The 18653-nt window shown below is 51.7% G+C and carries 17 protein-coding genes and 2 riboswitches; of the genes, 16 read left to right on the forward strand and 1 reads right to left on the reverse strand.

What is annotated here, in order from left to right:
* The 13 genes from AC6B99_RS31020 to spoVT all read left to right on the forward strand — a co-directional run.
* Nucleotides 1-1012, forward strand: a 1012-nt coding sequence (locus tag AC6B99_RS31020) for an asparaginase (RefSeq protein ID WP_496664968.1), incomplete at its 5' end; no start/stop codon positions are given.
* 145 nt (nt 1013-1157) lie between these two features.
* Nucleotides 1158-1306, forward strand: a riboswitch (guanidine-I (ykkC/yxkD leader).
* Between the two features lie 183 nt (nt 1307-1489).
* A complete protein-coding gene (locus AC6B99_RS31025) occupies nt 1490-2506 on the forward strand; it encodes an aliphatic sulfonate ABC transporter substrate-binding protein (RefSeq protein WP_494882945.1) in 1017 nt (338 codons plus the stop codon).
* Nucleotides 2506-3312 carry an ABC transporter permease gene (locus tag AC6B99_RS31030; RefSeq protein ID WP_496664969.1) on the forward strand — a complete coding sequence of 269 codons (807 nt, stop codon included), beginning with the start codon at nt 2506-2508 and terminating at the stop codon, nt 3310-3312. Before AC6B99_RS31025 ends, AC6B99_RS31030 begins: the two co-directional genes overlap by 1 nt.
* 502 nt (nt 3313-3814) lie before the next feature.
* On the forward strand, nt 3815-4687 hold the full coding sequence (locus tag AC6B99_RS31035) for an SPFH domain-containing protein (protein ID WP_494882947.1): 873 nt from the start codon (nt 3815-3817) through the stop codon (nt 4685-4687).
* 13 nt (nt 4688-4700) lie between these two features.
* Nucleotides 4701-4901 (forward strand): type II toxin-antitoxin system antitoxin, encoded by a 201-nt coding sequence (locus tag AC6B99_RS31040; RefSeq protein ID WP_056034846.1) that lies wholly within the window; start codon nt 4701-4703, stop codon nt 4899-4901.
* 25 nt (nt 4902-4926) lie between these two features.
* On the forward strand, nt 4927-5934 hold the full coding sequence (locus tag AC6B99_RS31045) for a hypothetical protein (protein WP_496664970.1): 1008 nt from the start codon (nt 4927-4929) through the stop codon (nt 5932-5934).
* Between the two features lie 148 nt (nt 5935-6082).
* Nucleotides 6083-6232, forward strand: a riboswitch (guanidine-I (ykkC/yxkD leader).
* A 49-nt stretch (nt 6233-6281) separates the two neighbouring features.
* Nucleotides 6282-7007: an urea amidolyase associated protein UAAP1 gene (locus tag AC6B99_RS31050; protein ID WP_056034840.1), complete on the forward strand. Its 726-nt coding sequence runs from the start codon at nt 6282-6284 to the stop codon at nt 7005-7007.
* A 2-nt stretch (nt 7008-7009) separates the two neighbouring features.
* Nucleotides 7010-7660, forward strand: a complete 651-nt coding sequence (locus AC6B99_RS31055; RefSeq protein WP_056034837.1) for an urea amidolyase associated protein UAAP2 — start codon at nt 7010-7012, stop codon at nt 7658-7660.
* Between the two features lie 22 nt (nt 7661-7682).
* Nucleotides 7683-11384, forward strand: coding sequence for an urea carboxylase (uca, locus tag AC6B99_RS31060; protein WP_496664971.1), 3702 nt, complete (start codon nt 7683-7685; stop codon nt 11382-11384).
* On the forward strand, nt 11381-13207 hold the full coding sequence (gene atzF, locus AC6B99_RS31065; protein WP_496664972.1) for an allophanate hydrolase: 1827 nt from the start codon (nt 11381-11383) through the stop codon (nt 13205-13207). Before uca ends, atzF begins: the two co-directional genes overlap by 4 nt.
* A gap of 177 nt (nt 13208-13384) precedes the next feature.
* Nucleotides 13385-14233, forward strand: a complete 849-nt coding sequence (locus AC6B99_RS31070) for an ABC transporter ATP-binding protein (RefSeq protein WP_496664980.1) — start codon at nt 13385-13387, stop codon at nt 14231-14233.
* Between the two features lie 24 nt (nt 14234-14257).
* A complete protein-coding gene (locus AC6B99_RS31075; RefSeq protein WP_496664973.1) occupies nt 14258-14491 on the forward strand; it encodes a hypothetical protein in 234 nt (77 codons plus the stop codon).
* A 537-nt stretch (nt 14492-15028) separates the two neighbouring features.
* Nucleotides 15029-15571 carry a stage V sporulation protein T gene (gene spoVT, locus AC6B99_RS31080; RefSeq protein WP_046234419.1) on the forward strand — a complete coding sequence of 181 codons (543 nt, stop codon included), beginning with the start codon at nt 15029-15031 and terminating at the stop codon, nt 15569-15571.
* Between the two features lie 53 nt (nt 15572-15624).
* On the opposite strand, the gene AC6B99_RS31085 is transcribed toward spoVT, so the two are convergent.
* Entirely contained in the window at nt 15625-16032 is a 408-nt protein-coding gene (locus AC6B99_RS31085) for a hypothetical protein (protein ID WP_496664974.1), read from the reverse strand.
* A gap of 356 nt (nt 16033-16388) precedes the next feature.
* Here AC6B99_RS31085 and yabN point away from each other — a divergent pair, with 356 nt between their 5' ends.
* The 3 genes from yabN (at nt 16389) to AC6B99_RS31100 (ending at nt 18620) form a co-directional block, all read left to right on the forward strand.
* A complete protein-coding gene (gene yabN / locus AC6B99_RS31090; protein ID WP_056034825.1) occupies nt 16389-17870 on the forward strand; it encodes a bifunctional methyltransferase/pyrophosphohydrolase YabN in 1482 nt (493 codons plus the stop codon).
* A 192-nt stretch (nt 17871-18062) separates the two neighbouring features.
* On the forward strand, nt 18063-18335 hold the full coding sequence (locus AC6B99_RS31095; RefSeq protein WP_046234423.1) for an HU family DNA-binding protein: 273 nt from the start codon (nt 18063-18065) through the stop codon (nt 18333-18335).
* A 3-nt stretch (nt 18336-18338) separates the two neighbouring features.
* Nucleotides 18339-18620, forward strand: a complete 282-nt coding sequence (locus tag AC6B99_RS31100; protein ID WP_046234424.1) for an RNA-binding S4 domain-containing protein — start codon at nt 18339-18341, stop codon at nt 18618-18620.
* The last annotated feature ends 33 nt before the right edge of the window (nt 18621-18653 follow it).

Raw genomic sequence — 18653 nt, forward strand, 5'->3', positions numbered from 1 at the left:
TATTGGTACAGGAGGCACGATTGCTGGACAATCGACGGATGAGACAAGCTTTCAAACGTACCGTGCGGGTACGCTTTTAATTAAAGATATGGTGAAGAGCCTGCCGAATCTAGATAAGATGGCAGACGTTGAGACTGTACAATTTGGCAACAAAGGCTCATCGGCTTATCTGATGGATGATCTGGCAAGCCTATCGATGACAGTAGATGCAGCGTTGAAGAAATACGACGGTGTAGTCGTTACGACGGGTACGGATACGATGGAGGAGATCGGTTATTTCCTCGATCTTACGGTTCGCAGCTCGAAGCCGGTTGTTATTACAGGCTCTATGCGTCCATGGACAGTAATCGGAAGCGATGCTCCGGCGAACTTGTTCAATGCGATCAAGCTGGCGGCGAGCGGCAAGACGAAGAAATTCGGCACCGTGCTCATGCTGAATGATGAGATTCATGCTGTGCGTGAAGTGACGAAAACAAACGCGCTGCGTCTTGACACATTTGAGTCGCCAGGATTTGGCCCACTGGGCTACATTGATGAATCGATTATTCAAATTTACCGCGTGCCGACAAGAGCGCTGAAAACCGATGCAGAGTGGGCAACGCCGTTTGATCTGTCCAAGCTGCCGAAGGCCGGCTTCTCGAAGGTTGAAATTGCGTATTCGTATCAAGGAGCTGGCGGCGAGGCGATCAAAGGCTTCGTAGACGGCGGAGCAAAAGGGATTGTTACAGCGGGTACGGGAGCTGGCGGCATTTCCGCTGCAATGAGGGAAGAACGTACGAAGGCGATTGAGAAGGGTGTTGTTTTCGTAACGACGACAAGAACCGGATCGGGCAATGTTTATGGCGGCAGCGATGGGATTTTGGCAGGGGATAACTTGAATGCAGCTCATGCTCGTATTCTGCTTATGCTGACTCTGACTTACACAAGCGATTTCCCGACTATGCAAAAATGGTTCACTACTTACGGTGCGTTGGAAGTGCCGGAAGATACTGCGGTGAAAGCTGCTGCATAATACAAAGCATTTTAGATAAAAACGACGTAAATTAACATGACATGAGTATTGACAGAATGTTGGATGCCCTACTATAATACAGATAAATGTAAGGTATTCTAACAAAAAAACATATGGTTCCTATGCTGGCTGTACACATCGGGAACGACAAGCTGTCTAGGGTTCCGTTGAAAGGCTGCAAGCGTGCTTGCGCCTTATCAAGTCTGGTCCAAGAGACGGCGTACGGCGAGCGTGCACCCATTGAGAGATGGCGGCAACCGCTGTATAACACGGAAGGATAAAAGCCTGGGAGATCACAATCTCCTAGGCTTTTGTTTTTTTAGAAATGTAAAAATGTATGAGTTACATACTTATACATTTTTATATTTCACCCTCGAAATGGCAGCTTTGCTGCCATTTCGAGGGTGACAGCTGTTTACGCTTAGCCCAATCTCCCGTTATTCAGGGGCTGGAGCTATAAAGACAAGGGGTGGGACAATGAGACGGTCGTGGAAGGTTTGGCTCTTAGGGTTGCTTGTCGTGTCGGTGTTTGTTGTGTCGGGTTGCAGCAGTTCAGAAGGCAAAGCGGAGGAAGGAGGGGGAGGGGAGTCGATTACGATTGCCCTAAGCCCGTGGCCGGGCTGGTATATGTGGTATGTAGCAGAGGAAAAAGGTTTTTTTGAAAAGCATGGCGTTAACGTCAAGCTGGAGTTTTTCCCGGTATACAGCGACTCGCTGCAAGCTTTGGCAACGGGGAGAGTCGATGCGAACAGCCAGACGCTGAGCGATACGCTTGCTCCTTTTTCAAAAGGAATTCCGCTTAAAGCGGTTCTGGTAAATGACAATTCTTTTGGCGGCGATGCTATTGTCAGCAAGCCGGAAATTCAGTCGATTCAGGATTTGAAGGGAAAAACGGTTGCGACGGAGCTTGGAACTGTCGATCATTTGCTGCTGCTGACTGCCTTGGCGCAAAATGGCATGAAGGAAGAAGATGTGAACTACGTCAATATGACGGTAAATGATGCGGGACCCGCTTTTATTTCGGGAAAGTCAGATGCTTCTGTGCTGTGGGAGCCGTTTCAGACGATTGCGGTGAAGGAGGGCAAGGGGAAGGTATTGTTCTCTTCTAAAGATACGCCGGGGCTTATTCCGGATCTGCTTGTGTTCCGTGAAGAGGTCGTGCAGAAGCGTTCCGCTGAAGTGCAGAAGGTGGTGGATGCTTGGTTCGATGCGCTTGCGTATTATGAAGCCAATCAGGAAGAAGTGCTGAAGCTGCTCGCTGCTAAGGCGGAAACGACCCCGGAGGATCTCAAGCTGGGATTTGACGGCATCAAGCTGTTCTCTCAAGCGGATAATGTCCATGCCTTTGAGAAGCGTGATGAATATACCTCGCTTGAGTATACGGCGGGGCAGACGGCGAATTTCTTGCGCGGACTTGATATGGTCGGTGACATAGATGACGTGAGCGGACTATTCGACTCGCAATTCGTCAAAAATACAACAGCAGGGAAGTGATGGCGATGAAAGCAGTTCGGCGGCGGAAGCCGCATCGGATACAGATTTTTAAAGATATCGGCCCCCGGGCGTTTGCGCTTACAGCTAGCTGCTCTTTTCTGCTCCTTCTGCTGCTCTGGTCGCTGCTGAGCTATACGGAGGCAGTGAACCCTGTATTTTTGCCGAAGCCGCATGTCGTTCTGACTACCTTTATAGAGCTGCTCGGCAGCTCTGATTATTGGAATCATATTGGCGTTAGCTTATTTCGCGTAATGTCGGGCTTCCTGTTGGCATGTGTATTGGGCATTCCCATCGGGATATTGGCTGGAACGTTCAAGTTCGGCGAAGCGCTGGTGGAGCCGCCGATGGAATTTATTCGCTATATGCCGGCGGTCGCTTTCATTCCGCTTATTATGGTATGGGCAGGGATTGGGGAGTGGGCGAAGGTGCTGCTTATTTTCATCGGCTGCTTCTTCCAGCTGGTGCTGATGGTAGCTGACAATACGCGCAGGGTGTCGCAAGATTTGCTGCAAGCCTCCTTTACGCTTGGAGCAGGTCGTTGGAAGGCGATTGAGACGGTGCTGATACCGGCGATCCAACCGCAGCTCATGCATACGATGCGGCTTATTCTCGGCTGGGCGTGGACGTATCTGGTTGTGGCGGAGTTGGTTGCGGTTAACAGCGGGCTGGGATATGCGATTATGAAGGCGCAGCGATTTTTGAATACGGAGGAAATTTTTGTTGGTATTTTCGTCATTGGATTGCTGGGCTTGATTAGCGACCGCATTTTTGCCTTTTTGAACCGCAGATTGTTTCCTTGGGTATAGGGTTCGAGGACTGAGGTTCCGCTATTTTGGCTTTTGATCTGATTTTGGGCCGTAAGCGGACAGGGAATCCGTTATCACCTATATAATCCTGTCAAAATGGTGATGGGGAGTGCGTTAGCTGCTCCTGAGTCCGCTGTCTGGCCATAACCCTTGATTTTGTTAAAATAGCGGCTGTTGTGTCCGCCAAGTCTACCTTGGTGAAGGGTGTGAACTCCTGAAATGAAGAACGCGAAGCATTCGATCGGGATCGTGATGTTAAAAAAAGAATATCAGTACCTGCTATGCGAGGCTTGCAGTCCAATAGGGAGATTTCCCTGAGGATTGTGGGCCTTTTTTAAATTATAGGATAGTATATGATTTTTCCAGCCTCTCTCTATATTTCTGCGCGAAACGACAGCTTTGCCGCCAGAGGACGGCTTCAGCCGTTTGCGCTTGCTTGCATATAAATGTAAAAAGTGATATCATAAATATATCAAATTAATACTAAGGGGTGTTCTGACAGATGAAGGAGTACAAAGCTTGGCATGTGAATGGATTTTTAGCATTGCTCATTGGCATATTGTCACTTGTTGGGGGAGTTATTCTTATTGTGTTTGGCGCATCGGACTCACAGCCGGACTTTCTTTTGATTATTGCAGGTGCTTTGCTGATTCTTGTTTTTGTTATCGCCGCTTCCTCGCTGACGATTGTGCAGCCTAATGAAGCGAAGGTCATCACCTTTTTCGGAAAATATATCGGTACGGTAAGGAATGCGGGGCTGTGGATGACGCTTCCGCTGACGAACAAGCAGAAGGTGTCGCTTAAAGTGCGCAACTTTAACAGCCATACGCTGAAAGTCAATGATGCTGACGGCAATCCGATTGAAATTGGAGCGGTTGTTGTATTTAAAGTGACGGATACATCCCGTGCCAGCTTCGATGTCGATAATTATGAGCGTTTCGTGGAAATCCAAAGCGAGACGGCTGTTCGCCACACGGCGGCGCAGCACCCGTATGATACGCATACGGATGAGAATGCGATGTCGCTCAGAGGCAATTCGGAGGAAGTGGCTGAAGAGCTGCTCAAGGAGCTGCAAAGCAGGCTTGCTGTTGCGGGAGTTGAAGTGATTGAGACGCGGCTGACGCATCTGGCCTATGCGCCGGAAATTGCTAGCGCGATGCTGCAAAGGCAGCAGGCGACAGCGATTGTGGCGGCTCGCCAGAAAATCGTTGAAGGCGCAGTTGGCATGGTGGATGCGGCGTTGAAGCAATTGGAGGATAGTGGAATTGAGCTGGACGTGGAGCGGCGTGCGGCGATGGTCAACAATCTGATGGTGGCGATCGTATCGGATCGTTCTGCTACTCCGGTCATTAATACCGGGTCTTTGTACACGTAAGGAGCTGTCGATAATGGGAAAAGAAAAGAAAGCTTTTCCGCTCCGACTGAATCCTGACATTCACCGCGCTCTGGAGCAATGGGCTAATGAGGAATTTCGCAGCGTTAATGGACATATTGAGTTTCTGCTGCGCGAGGCGCTTAGCCGCTCTGGCAGGCTGCCAAAGCCAAAACCAGCCGAGCCTCCGGAAATTGCTGGTGAGCCTAAGGAATAGAGAGAAGCAGATAGAGAGCCTGATTATGGGCAAGAGCAAAGCCAAACAGCAGCTGCCGTCTAAGGACGATAAGCTGCTGTTTGGCTTTGTTTGGGGTGGGGGATTCACTGGGTCAGCGGTCATTAAACGAGCGCGGCTGCCTTGTAACTTTTTTATGGAAGGAAGCGTCGTTTACTTTAAAGCTATTAGTATGTATGTTGCAGGCATGAGGGTTAATGGTATAGCAGATGGGGGGATGAAAATGAACAAAAAGCGGCAGAGTTCATCTCTGGTGCTTGTTATTGTGATGGCATTTGTATTTGTCTCGGGAGCAGCGGCTGTTTATTTCTTGAAGGGCAATCATAAGGAGGTTCCTGCCGGTACAGATGCGGCTGATTCGGTTCGCTTGGAAACGGAGAAGGTTGGACCTGAGGTGCTCGTGGTCGAAGGGGCTAACGGCGAGAAGGTGGAATTAGCTATTGGCGATATCCCGCTCTATAAGGAATATTTAGGCTTGCAAGCTCATGCTGCTGATATTGAAAAAGAAGTCAAACGGACTCAATTGGAAATGCTCGATATCGCTGATCAAGAACGTTTTATTTTGCTGAAGTACAATTGTGGCAATAAGCAATGCTCGTCTATTTTGGTGAAGGAAAGTAATTCCGGGCTTGTGAGCGTTGGCTTGGCGGACGGCATTTTTCAAGATTATAAGCTTTCTCCAGAGAAAAATAGGCTGTTATTGAGATTTGGCTACAATGAGGGCGGGCAGATTGTCCGGAATGTGTTGTTTGCTGTTGATTTGGTGCAGATGAAGGTTGTTCCATATGAGAGGGCGGAACTGGGCGAGGTGTATATGTACACGCCAACTTGGCCGATTCCTGACTACGAATGGGTAGATAATAATCAATTTTGGATGGCTTCGGCTGATCTGCAATCATCTAAAACGGGGTTTGAAGAAGTTCGAAATTGGCTCGCTTCAAGTGAACGAAAAATCAAGAAGATTACTATTTCGCTAAACCGAGAGGAGCAATTAGACGCATACTCAATGCCGTAGAAGGGTGAGTTGTTTATATAGCGTTATATTTAATGTTACATTATCTAACATAATCGTTGACAAATGATATTCAACGGTCATATAATCTATTTAGTGTTAGGTTATATGACAATTGAATATGGGTTTCCGTTGCAAAATAAACTGGAAACAAACCGCTGTCTAGGGTTCCGTTAGGTGCATATGGGGATTGCCTCCTCTGATGAAAGCTAAGCCTGGTCCGAGAGACGGCATACAGTCGAATATAAGCGCTGCTGGCGCGAATCGCTGTATAACACGGAAGGATAAAAGCCTGGGAGATCAATCTCCCAGGCTTTTTTTATTTATATTCACGGGGAGGCGGAGTGGAAATGAGTAAAGGGTGGAGCAAGACAATTGAAGCTGGAGGCAAGTGGTCAGGTGTTATTGGACGGGGGAGGCTCATCCGTTTGACTGCCCTTGAAGGTGGGGCTAATGTGTCTGCCATGCTGTTCAGTGCCGCAGATCTGAATGAACGCTACAATATGCCGGATACCCTTAAGGCGCAGCATACCTCACATCTGACCAAAGGGAATGTGTTGATGAGCGACAACGGACGCGCAATGGTCAGCATTGTAGAAGATGAGCTTGGCTGGCATGATCCGCTTGGCGGCTACACAAGCCGCGAGCTGACGGATGAGCGCTATGGTGCGACGACTTATCAGGAGCTTCGAAACGGCTGGCTGCGAAGCGGGCAGGAAAATTTGGCGGTGGAGCTCGTGCGAAGCGGCATGGGTGTCAGAGATTTAATGCCGGTCGTCAATTGGTTTTCCAAAATCAGCTGCGACGAGCAGGGTGATATGCATTATGCGGAGCATCATTGCCAGGCGGGCAGCGCTGTAACGCTTAGGACGGAAATGGATGTGCTGCTAGTGTTATCGAATACGCCTAATCCGCTCGATGCAAGAAGGGGTTATCCATCGGTTCCTGTGCTGATTGAAGTATTGGCTGCGGAAGCGGTAGACCGGGAGCATGATTACTGTGTGAATTATCGTGCGGAAAATCGCCGTGCGTTTGAAAATACGTGGGAATACGATGCTTTACGAGGAGGCGAATAATAATGGCCGCATTTAATCTGATAGAAAGCCCGCGCAAGGTAGCGGAGGCTGTATACAGTAAAACGATTTTGGCGGGTGATGGCTGGATGCATGATCTGCTGCCTGGCCAAGTGCTCAGAATTGTCGATCTGGAAGGCAATCAGGCGGCGGACACGCTTTTTTACGACGCTGATCAGCCGGAAGATCACTATAGTGCCATCGCGACGATTGCGGGGCAAGCGAACGTATATTTAACGGCGGGGTCGGTGCTGCGGGCGGAATCGGGCAAGCCGCTCGTGACGATCATTGCCGATACATGCGGACGCCACGATACGATTGGCGGCTCCTGCTCTGCCCAGAGCAACACGGTGAGATATGCCCATGAAAAGCTGCATATGCACAACTGCCGCGATACGTTCATGCTCCAGCTGTCGAAGCGGGAGGCGGGTTATACAAAGCGCGATTTAGCGCCGAACGTAAATTTTTTCATGAATGTGCCGGTGACCGCTGAAGGAGGCTTGCAGTTTGCGGACGGCGTATCCGCGCCTGGCTATTACGTAGAGATGCAATCGCACGGCAGGACAACGGTGCTCATCAGCAACTGTCCGCAGCTTAACAATCCTTGCAATGCCTATAACCCAACACCTGTACAGGTGCTGATCTGGAACGAATAAATAAATGCGGGGAGAGGTCGCTATGTTTACAAAGGTACTGATTGCTAATCGTGGCGCAATTGCCGTGAGAATCGAGCGCACGCTGCGCAAGCTGGGCATTCAATCTGTTGCTGTCTACACGCAGGCAGATCAAGACAGCAGGCATGTCGATAACGCCGACGAAGCGGTATGGATTGGGGATGGTCCCGCCAAAGAGAGCTACTTGAATGCGGAGCTCATTCTTCAGACGGCGATCGCAACAGGTGCGGAGGCGATTCATCCGGGCTATGGATTTTTGAGTGAAAATGCAGACTTTGCCCGTGCTTGCGCCGAGCGCGGCATCGTATTCATCGGCCCGACTCCGGAGCAAATGGAGCAGTTTGGGCTGAAGCACTCCGCTCGTGAGCTGGCGTCAAGGGCGGGTGTTCCGATGCTGCCGGGAACCGAGCTGATTGACAGTGTGGAAGAAGCGGTGCTGCGTGCGGAGCAAATCGGATACCCGGTTATTTTGAAAAGCACGGCAGGCGGCGGCGGTATCGGTATGCGGGTGTGTGACGATGAGCAGGCGCTGCTTGCTGCTTATGAGGGGGTTCGTCATCTGGCGGAGACGAATTTCAAGAACGGCGGCATGTTTTTGGAAAAATACATCGCCAAAGCGCGCCATGTCGAGGTGCAGATTTTCGGCAACAGCTATGGCGAGGTTGTTGCGCTCGGTGAGAGGGATTGCTCCGTGCAGCGGCGCAATCAGAAGGTGCTGGAGGAAAGCCCGGCGCCCCATTTGCCGGATAGTGTCCGCGCGGCCATGATGGAGTCGGCAACGAGGCTCGCTGCCGAAGTGGGCTACCGCAGTGCGGGGACGGTGGAGTATTTATATGACCCGGAAACGGCCGCTTTTTATTTTCTGGAAGTGAACACGCGGCTGCAGGTAGAGCATGGTGTTACGGAAGAAGTGCTTGGCCTCGATCTCGTGGAATGGATGGTGCGGGAAGCGGCGGGCGAGCTGCGCGATTTGCATACGCTCGTGAAGAAGCCGCAGGGACATAGCATTCAGGCGCGGATTTACGCCGAGGATTGCCTGCAGGGCTTTCGCCCGAGTGCGGGGCAACTGGATCAAGCGAGATTTTCGGAGCGGGCGCGCAATGAAACATGGGTGAGAGATGGCATGACCATTACGACGCTGTATGACCCGATGCTGGCGAAAATTATCGTGCACGGCACGGATCGCGACGATGCTTTGCGCAAATTGGGCGAGGCGCTGGCCCAGACGCGGATGTACGGACTGACGACGAATTTGCAATATGTGCAGGCGCTGCTTGAGGATGCAGCTTGCAAGGAGGGGCTAGTTTATACGCGGATGCTGGAAGGCTTTGCGCCAGTGGAACAAGCCATTGAGGTGCTGGATGGCGGCGTGCAGACGACGGTGCAGGATTGGCCCGGAAGAGTCGGGCATTGGGATGTCGGTGTGCCGCCATGCGGACCAATGGACCCTTACTCCTTCCGTCTCGGCAACAAGCTGCTCGGCAATTCGGATCAGGTAGCGGGCCTGGAGCTGACATTGCGCGGAGGTTCTTATCGATTCCGCGCTGCTATGCGGTTTTGCCTGACGGGTGCTGATATGCAGGCGAAGCTGGACGGTGAGCTTGTTCCGCTGTATGCGCCTATTCTAGCGAAGGCGGGTCAGGTACTCAGCTTCGGCGAGGCGGCGGCGGGGCTTCGGACGTATTTGCAAATTGCAGGCGGACTGGATATGCCGCTTATTCTGGGTAGTGCTGCAACGTTTACGCTGGGCGGCTTTGGCGGTCATGGCGGCCGGGCGCTGCGAGCTGGGGATGTGCTGAGAGTGCTAGGCGCTGGCAGCATGCTATCACATGAAATGGCGTTCTCTGAACATTGCTCGGAGCTGTCGCGAGACTATTTATCCGCACCGTTAGCGGTGGAGTTTGCTCCTGTGTACCGTCCGGCCATTACAGGGCAATGGACAATCGGCGTTATACCGGGACCGCATTGTACAGAGGAATTTTTGCGGCCGGAATATTTGCAGCAGTTAACCGAAACGCAGTGGGAGGTTCACTTTAACAGCTCCCGCACAGGCGTGCGTTTAATCGGCCCAGCGCCGCTTTGGACTAGAGAGGATGGCGGAGAGGCGGGGCTGCATCCTTCTAATATTCACGACAATGCCTATGCTGTGGGAACGCTTGATTTGACGGGCGATATGCCGATCCTGCTGGGGCCAGATGGCCCGAGCCTCGGCGGTTTTGTATGTCCGGTTACGACGGCTTCGGCCGAATTTTGGAAGCTGGGGCAGCTGCATCCCGGCGACAAGGTCTATTTTCAGCTATTGACGCTTGAAGAGGCTGATGTGCTGCGCGAGGCACAGGAAGCTAATCTGCGGGCGCTTGGCGAAGGCGACATGGCGTCACTTCAAGAGCTGAAGCTTCCTGAGCCTAGGGGGCAGCTGCTTTCGCCGTCCTATCCGCTGCTCGTCAGCGAGGAGGAGGGGCGGCGTTTTCCCATCGCTATTCGGTGCAGTGGGGATGAGAATTTGCTCGTGGAATATGGCGAGCTGAAGCTGGACATTTTGCTCCGTTTTCAGGTGCATGTGCTGATGGAGGCCATACGGGCGGATGCTTCGCTTCCGGTGCTTGATCTTACGCCGGGCATTCGCTCGCTGCAGGTGCATATCGATCGCACTCGCATCACGGCCCGCGATGCTTGCCGCCGCTTGCTGGAGCTGGATAGCCTGCTGCCGCCGCTTGAGACCATTGAAGTTCCATCGCGAATTGTGCGGCTTCCGCTGTCATGGGACGATCCGTCCACGCAGCTGGCGATAGACCGCTATCAGCAAACGGTGCGTCCGGATGCTCCATGGTGCCCGAGCAATATAGAGTTCATTCGCCGGATCAATGGCTTGGAGGATAGGCAGGATGTGCGGCAAATCGTTTTCGATGCCAGTTATCTGGTGCTAGGTTTGGGCGATGTGTACTTGGGTGCGCCAGTTGCTACGCCCATTGATCCGCGGCATCGTCTGGTGACGACCAAATATAATCCGGCGCGGACGTGGACGCCTGAAAATGCAGTTGGAATTGGCGGAGCCTACATGTGCGTCTATGGCATGGAAGGGCCGGGCGGCTATCAATTTGTTGGGCGCACGATTCAAATGTGGAATAAGCTGCAGGCGACGAAGAGCTTTACGGCGGGCAAGCCGTGGCTGCTGCGGTTTTTTGACCAAATTCAGTTTTATCCGGTTGCTGCGGATGAGCTGCTGAAGATGCGTGAGGACTTCCCGCGTGGGCGCTTTGATGTCGAAATTAAGGAGACGACCTTTCAACTGAATGACTATTTGCTATTTCTTGCTTCTATTGAAGAGGATGCGGCGTCGTTCCGCGACACCCAGCAGGCGGCGTTCAAGGCAGAGCGCGATAGCTGGAAGGCGCTTGGGCTTGCGGAATATGTGTCTGAGCAGGATGGTGCGGCTCAAGGCGAAGAAAAGGAGCTTCCTGCGGGAGTGGAGGCTATACGCTGCAATATGCCGGGAAGCGTCTGGAAAGTGCTCGTAGGTCCGGGTGATCAGGTGAAAAAGGGCGATACGCTTATCATTGTCGAAAGCATGAAAATGGAGTTTTCCCAGCAGGCATCCTGTGACGGGGTCGTTGCTTCGATCTATGTCAAGCCTGGTGATGAGGTTCATACTGGCCAGCTTGTTGCTGGCATTATGCAAATCCAGAAAGAGGTGTCGCTCGTATGACGGCTGTTACTTTTCCTGAAGTGCTTACGATGCAGTGGCTGCGTGAAAAATATGCCGCCAAGCAGCTTGCTCCTGAGGCGGTTATTGAAGAAATCATCCGCCGTTCCGAGCGGGATGCCGCAATGAACATCTGGATTACACCGCCTGCGCTTGCGCGGCTGCGCCCCTATTTGGAGCGGCTCGCGCTGCTTGATCCGGCAAAAACGCCGCTCTGGGGCATCCCTTTCGCGATCAAGGACAATATCGACGTTGCTGGCTGGCCGACAACGGCAGCTTGTGCGGAATTTGCCTATACGCCAGAAGAAAACGCCACTGTAGTGGAGCGTTTAGTTCGGGCGGGAGCCATTCCGCTGGGCAAAACCAATCTCGACCAATTCGCCACCGGCTTGGTCGGCATGAGAAGCCCTTACGGCGAGGCGCATAATGCTTTGCGCCCCAAGCTGATCAGCGGCGGCTCGAGCTCCGGCTCGGCTGTCGCTGTTGCCCGCGGCCAAGCGGTATTCTCGCTTGGCACAGACACCGCCGGCTCCGGCCGGGTGCCGGCTGCGCTGAATGGGCTTGTCGGCTATAAGCCGACCCTTGGCGCGTGGCCGACCAAGGGCGTCGTGCCTGCCTGTGCCAGCCTGGACTGTGTGACGGTATTCGCCCACAGTATAGAGGATGCGCTCGCCGTCGACAGCTCCGCTCGCGGCCTTGATCCCGCTGATCCATGGTCAAGGGAGGTTGCGCGCTCTGCGAGCGGCCTGCCGTCCAAGCTGTATTTGCCGCTAGAGCGTCCGGCCTTTTATGGACCGTATGCGGGGGATTACGCTCAGGCATGGGATGCCTCCGTTCAACAGCTGCAACAGCTGGGGATTGCCATTGAAAATGTGGATTGCAGCTTGTTTGCGGAAGCGGCAGCTGAGCTATATGAAGGTCCTTGGGTGGCAGAACGCTGGGCTGATCTGGGCAGTTTTATCGAAAGCCATCCCGGAATTACGGTGCCTGCAACGGAGCAGGTGCTTCGTTCGGGAGCTGCTGAGCGCCATACGGCAGCTTCCGTATTTGCTTCCATGCATCGCTTGCAAGCCTTCAAGCTGGCGGCAAAGAGCCTGCTCGATGATGCAGTGCTGGTTAAGCCTACCTGTGGCGGAACGTGGACGCGTGAGCAGGTGCGCGAGCAGCCTATACAGACGAATACGGCAATGGGCGCTTTTACGAACCACTGCAATTTGCTCGATCTAAGTGCGGTAGCTCTTCCCTCGGGGGAGGCAGCGGAGCGGCTGCCTTTTGGCATAACGCTGTTCGCATTAGCGGATCAAGAGCATCTGCTTGAAGGCTTGGGGAGGCTGTATGCCAACCAGACAATGGAGTCTGGGCAGTCGGGCTGGACGGAGTGCAGTCAAAATAGCGCAGTTGCAGCAGTGCCATCCGAAACCGTCGACGCCGATCAGACGACGCTAGTAGCTGTATGCGGTCTCCATATGCGCGGATTCGCGTTAGAGCGGCAAATGCATGCATTCGGAGCGAGCTTTGTCAGGGAAGCGAGCACGGCGGCTAAATATGAGCTGATTAAGCTTTCTACGACGCCGGCAAAGCCTGGCATGATTAAGCTGGATCGAGGTGGCGTATCGGTCGCGCTGGAGCTTTGGCGAATGCCGCTGGCGCGTTTCGGCGAGTTCGCGGCTCTTATACCGGCGCCACTGGGCATAGGAAAAGTGGAGCTTGAACATGGAGAAGAGGTGCCGGGCTTTATTTGTGAAGGCTATGCTCTTGAAGGGGCAGAGCGAATTTCGGCTTATGGCGGCTGGCGAAAATATGAGCAGGCTACAAGTATAATGTAAATAAACCTAACATATAAATTGACAAATAGTAAAAATTTGCGGTATTCTAATTAAAATTGTTAGATTACCTGACAAATCGGGCGGCAGTTAGTCAAATCCGATGCCGGTTTGCTTGCTGGAACGCAAGCAGGCTAGGCAGCGCAAATTGAACGCTTATGGAGGCGATCACGTTTGAATATGGCGACGGTAACAGCGAAAGCGAAAGAGAAAGAGCAGCCGAAGGAGAATGTATTGGCGCAAAACGAGCCAGCTGCCATAGCGGCTGCTGGCAGCGGAACGATCGAAATCCGCGATCTCCATAAGGTATACCAAACGAAAAAAAGCAGCTTTGAAGCGCTGCGTGATATTCAGCTCACTATTGGCTCCAATGAGTTTTTGACGATACTGGGCCCGTCTGGCTGCGGCAAATCTACGCTGCTTCGCATGGTCGCCGGACTTGATGAGCCTTCGAGCGGCATGCTTGCTTTGGATGGCGAAGAGATTGTCGGGCCCGGTGCAGAACGGGGCATGGTCTTTCAAGGCTACACGCTGTTTCCGTGGCTGACGGTGCGTGAAAACATCGAATATGGTCTCAAGCTGCAAGGGGTACCCACGCTTGCGCGCCGGGCGATCTCCAATTATTGGCTCAAAATCATCCGCCTTGAGTCGTTCGACAAGTCATATCCGAAGCAGCTTTCAGGGGGAATGAAGCAGCGTGTGGCCATTGCCAGGGCGCTTGCCAATCGCCCGAAGGTGCTGCTGATGGATGAGCCATTTGGCGCGCTGGATGCCCAGACCAAGCTGGAGATGCAGGAGATGCTGCTGGATGTGTGGCAAAAGGAGAAAACCACCGTGCTTTTCATTACGCACGATATTGATGAAGCCATCTTTCTGTCGCAGCGCATTGTCGTAATGGGGGCTGGCCCTGGGCGGATTTTAAAGCAATTTAAAGTGAACTTGCCTGCGGAGCGTTCGCCAGAAGTGCGTGAGCACCAATCATTTTTAGCTTTAAAGCGCGAGCTTGCCGATCTGCTGAAGCATGATTGAGTGATTTTAAAGGAGGAGTTAATAATGGAGAAACTGACTAGGGCTGTGCTGGAAGAGGAACAGAAAGATCAGCGGAATTTCCCTACTGCCGAGGTTCTCAAGGCTCGTCCCAAACTGCTTGCGGCTATGGCTTTGCTTGCTACCGTCATGTTATTCAGGCATCCTGCCGCTCTTAATGGAGCAGCGGGATGTTTTTCTTTTCGGGGAGAAGAAGGGCAAAAAGAGGAGGCCCGCGGAGGGCAAGAACAAAAGGCTTAACCAAATCAGGGTTAAATCAAAATGGTGGAGCTGCTGGCCAAGAGCTGGATGAAGCGACAAATATTTAAAAATTTCGTGAATATTCGCCCGCTGGAACTAGGAAATTAGTCCGGGAACGAGCTGCCTGCCGCCTTTCAGGAGTGCTGAAAGGCGGTGTTAATGAAGGGGATGTAAAGGGTAAAATGATTTGAAGGGTTGCTGTTCAAGGTGCGTGCATAAGAAATTGGGAGCGGATGAATACTATGGTCAGATTCACAGCAAACGAGTTGCCTGGCTTGATCAAGTAAAGAACGGTCATTCGAGTGGCGGCCTTCGTCATGCATCGAAAAACGACTGCTTCAGCATTCGAGGCTTCCCGCCTGTTAGCCGTGTTTTTTTAAATATAAGACTTTATAAGTTCCTTGCTTATAACCCGCTTATATTTCAGCGCGAAACGAGCCTTTGCCGCTGCATTTCGGCGATAGCCGTTTACGCTATTAGACAGGTAGTTCGTACCCAGTAGACTTAAAATCCTCTAGGAAAGTGGGGCAACATGAAATGAAAGCAACTGGAATTGTACGCCGCATTGATGATCTTGGGCGTGTAGTTATTCCGAAGGAAATTCGCCGGACACTACGCATTCGGGAAGGTGACCCGCTTGAAATATTTGTGGATCGCGATGGGGAGGTTATTCTCAAGAAGTACTCTCCTATTGGCGAACTCGGGGATTTTGCCAAAGAATACGCAGAATCGCTGTTCGAGAGCACGAATCACGTGGCGCTCATCTCTGACCGGGATACGATTATTGCGGTAGCCGGAGCCTCTAAGAAAGACCTGTTAGACAAGCAGGTTGGGCCGATACTGGAGAGCTGCATGGAGAACCGCAAGGCTGTAGCCGAAACGACTCCTGGCGCTTATGAGATGATTAAAGATATAAGTGACACTTTTTCAGCCTTCGTTATAGCACCTATTATTGCAGGCGGAGATCCGATCGGTACCGTGGTGCTGCTGAGTAAGGATGAAGCTGTGAAAATGTCGATTATGGAGCAAAAAATGGCTGAGACCGCTGCTGGTTTTTTAGCGAAGCAAATGGAGCAGTAGGACAGGCTGTCCCTACAAACGAACAGTCCCGGTGCACACAGCAGGTTAGCTGTTTAAGCACCGGGCTTTTGCGTGTTTATAGCGGCATCATCTTGAACGGCGAGCTCGCCTGCATAAAGCAGCTTGAAATATTTGTAGCCCAATAGACAAAAAGCAATTAAAAAAACGAGTTGTTTAATCAGCATAGGCACAGGAATGAAGTCAGAAACGATCCAAACATCCAACAGGACGGTGAACACGATGATTTGGGTCATCATTTTTGTTCGCAGTTCTGTCCTAATCCACTTTTTTACATGTAAAAGAGCGATTCCGCCGCACAGCATCAATATGAGCCAAATAAAAAAAATGTCTTTATTGAGCGAGTAGCCGAATAAGGAGCCATAAAGCAGTGATGAGGCAATGCTGGAGAATTTATGCAATTTTTGCTCGTTGGCATTTAAATTATTATAGGTCCTTTTCATTTAGTTACCATGTGCCTTGCGAGTAATTTGGGAAAAATCCATCCCAGTTTAAGCCGATATAAACGCCATTTTTTTTATTAACCTTGGCTTGGATGATTAAATAACACAGATTAGTTAGTGTGCCGATTCCGATGATTGCCGATGTCGTTATTAAAATTAAGGATTTCTTCAAATTAATTCTCCGCCTTTCTGGTTATAGAGGGTTTATCGAACGGCATCGAACCCTTCGACTAGATAATACCTCAATTTTCCATAAAAAGGAATTGATTAAAATGTGCTTGTCCGCTTTTTTGTAGTAGCAGCGTCTTCTTTAGTATACTAATGGGACAAGCCAATTGTAGGAGAGTGGGAGAATAATGAGTGAACCGCATATTACGGTTGTTGGCCTCGGTTCTGGCGACGCCGATCAAATGACGCTTGGCGTATGGCGCAGACTCCAGCAGGCAGCGCGCGTCTATGTCAGGACGGAGCAGCATCCGGCGATATCGCTGCTCAAGGAGCATGAGCTAGCGTATACCTCGTTTGATTCCGTGTACGAGCAGCATGATACGTTTCCGGAGGTATATGAGGCGATAGCGGCCACGCTGCTGCTGGAGGCTCAATCGCTGCAAGGGGCGCTCGTATACGCCGTACCAGGGCATCCGATGGTCGCAGAGCGCACGGTGCAGCTGCTTCGCGAGCGCTGTGCAGCTGCGGGCGTGCAGCTCGACATTATCGGCGGCGAGAGCTTCTTGGATCAAGCGTTTATCCGGCTCGGCATAGATCCAATTGAGGGTTTTGCACTGCTGGATGCCGCAGAGCTTCAGCCCGCCATGCTTCAACCGCGCGTACATACGATTATTGGGCAAATTTACGATGCGTTTACCGCATCCGACGTGAAGCTGGCTTTAATGGAGCGTTATCCCGACGACTTCGAGGTTGTCATCGGGCATGCACTCGGTGTTGCCGGCGAGGAGCAGATTATTCGCGTGCCGCTCTATGAGCTTGATCGTACACAAGGCTTTGGCAATCTATCGCTGCTGTATGTGCCGCGTACGACGGAGGACGCGGTGCTGAACCGCTCTTTTGATCGGCTTCATGAGATTGTGGCCATTTTGCGCAGCCCTGAAGGCTGTCCATGGGATCGGGAGCAGACGCACTCGTCTATCCGCAAAAACTTTATCGAAGAGCTTTACGAGGCGCTTGAAGCGATAGATAATGATGATCCGGACGGAATGCGCGAAGAGTTCGGCGATGTGATTTTGCAGGTGATGCTGCATAGCCAGATGGAGGAGGAGACGGGCGCGTTTACCGTCTATGATGTCATTGAGACGCTGAACGAGAAGCTGCTGTTCCGTCATCCGCATGTATTTGGCGCAAGCAGCGCTGCGGATGCCGATGAGGCGCTTGGCAATTGGGAGCAGATGAAGGCTGAAGAGAAGGAGCGCAATGGCACAGCTGCCAGCCGGCAGTCGCAGCTAGACGGCATTCCGCAGGACCTTCCGGCGCTGATGAAGGCATACAAGCTTCAGAAGAAAGCGGCGAAGGTCGGCTTTGACTGGGATGATCTTGGGCCTGTGCTCGATAAAATCCAGGAGGAGCTCTCCGAGCTTCGTGAAGCGATTGCCTCGAAGGACGAGCTGGAGCAGGCGGGCGAGCTAGGCGATTTGCTGTTCGCCGTCGTCAATGCAGCGAGATTCATCCATGCGGATCCAGAGGAAGCTTTGACGATGACAAACCGGAAATTCAAGTCTCGTTTTGCTTATATTGAAGAGCAGCTTCGTATAAACAACAAAACATTTGACCAGACTGATTTAACAGAAATGGACCGCTGGTGGGAAGAAGCAAAGCGACAGTAAGGGACGCGGTTCGCTAATAGCAGCAAAGATTCCGCACTTTTCGTGAAAAAAATTTGCGGTCAGCGGCAGGAATTCATGTCGGCAAGCAGAATAAGTTAACTTCGTAAGTGTAACAGTTTCAAACTTTCACGAACGTAGGCCGCACTGCGCGGCTATACCATTAGCTAAGCTTATTATTAGGAGGATTTTAGAATGAACAAAACAGATTTGATTAACAACATTGCAACAAAAAGCGGTTTGACTAAACGTGATGTAGAGGCTGTTCTTAACGGCTTTCTTGGAGAAGTAACAGATGCTCTTGCTGGTGGAGACAAAGTACAATTGATCGGCTTCGGTACTTTCGAAACGCGCACACGCTCCAGCCGTGTTGGCCGCAACCCACAAACAGGCAAAGAGATTAACATTCCAGAATCGAAAGTTCCTGCATTTAAAGCAGGCAACAAGCTGAAAGAAGCTATCCAGTAATTCATGCGTCTGGATAAGTTTCTCAAGGTATCCCGCCTGATCAAGCGGCGTACAGTCGCTAAAGATGTGTCCGAGCAGGGACGCGTCTGGATCAACGGCCGCGAAGCGAAAGCGAGCAGCGCCGTAAAGGTTGGGGATGAGCTTGCTATCCAATACGGGCAGAAGACGGTAACCGTTCGAATTGAGCGAATTGCCGAAACGACCCGCAAGGATGAAGCCGGTGAGCTCTACACGGTGCTGAAGGAAGAACAGCGTCCGCGTGACAATGATCTTGAATGGCAATAAAGATAAAGGGTTGCTCGCGCATGGTAATTATGT

This window comes from Paenibacillus liaoningensis (assembly GCF_059609455.1).

Excerpts from the sequence above, each read along its gene's own strand:
- yabN (WP_056034825.1), top strand. The coding sequence starts at position 16,389 with ATGAGTGAACCGCATATTACGGTTGTTGGCCTCGGTTCTGGCGACGCC.
- AC6B99_RS31070 (WP_496664980.1), top strand. The coding sequence starts at position 13,385 with ATGGCGACGGTAACAGCGAAAGCGAAAGAGAAAGAGCAGCCGAAGGAG.
- AC6B99_RS31055 (WP_056034837.1), top strand. The coding sequence starts at position 7,010 with ATGGCCGCATTTAATCTGATAGAAAGCCCGCGCAAGGTAGCGGAGGCT.
- AC6B99_RS31030 (WP_496664969.1), top strand. The coding sequence starts at position 2,506 with ATGGCGATGAAAGCAGTTCGGCGGCGGAAGCCGCATCGGATACAGATT.
- atzF (WP_496664972.1), top strand. The coding sequence starts at position 11,381 with ATGACGGCTGTTACTTTTCCTGAAGTGCTTACGATGCAGTGGCTGCGT.
- AC6B99_RS31035 (WP_494882947.1), top strand. The coding sequence starts at position 3,815 with ATGAAGGAGTACAAAGCTTGGCATGTGAATGGATTTTTAGCATTGCTC.
- AC6B99_RS31045 (WP_496664970.1), top strand. The coding sequence starts at position 4,927 with ATGGGCAAGAGCAAAGCCAAACAGCAGCTGCCGTCTAAGGACGATAAG.
- AC6B99_RS31075 (WP_496664973.1), top strand. The coding sequence starts at position 14,258 with ATGGAGAAACTGACTAGGGCTGTGCTGGAAGAGGAACAGAAAGATCAG.
- AC6B99_RS31040 (WP_056034846.1), top strand. The coding sequence starts at position 4,701 with ATGGGAAAAGAAAAGAAAGCTTTTCCGCTCCGACTGAATCCTGACATT.
- AC6B99_RS31085 (WP_496664974.1), bottom strand. The coding sequence starts at position 16,032 with ATGAAAAGGACCTATAATAATTTAAATGCCAACGAGCAAAAATTGCAT.
- AC6B99_RS31050 (WP_056034840.1), top strand. The coding sequence starts at position 6,282 with ATGAGTAAAGGGTGGAGCAAGACAATTGAAGCTGGAGGCAAGTGGTCA.
- AC6B99_RS31100 (WP_046234424.1), top strand. The coding sequence starts at position 18,339 with ATGCGTCTGGATAAGTTTCTCAAGGTATCCCGCCTGATCAAGCGGCGT.
- AC6B99_RS31025 (WP_494882945.1), top strand. The coding sequence starts at position 1,490 with ATGAGACGGTCGTGGAAGGTTTGGCTCTTAGGGTTGCTTGTCGTGTCG.
- spoVT (WP_046234419.1), top strand. The coding sequence starts at position 15,029 with ATGAAAGCAACTGGAATTGTACGCCGCATTGATGATCTTGGGCGTGTA.
- uca (WP_496664971.1), top strand. The coding sequence starts at position 7,683 with ATGTTTACAAAGGTACTGATTGCTAATCGTGGCGCAATTGCCGTGAGA.
- AC6B99_RS31095 (WP_046234423.1), top strand. The coding sequence starts at position 18,063 with ATGAACAAAACAGATTTGATTAACAACATTGCAACAAAAAGCGGTTTG.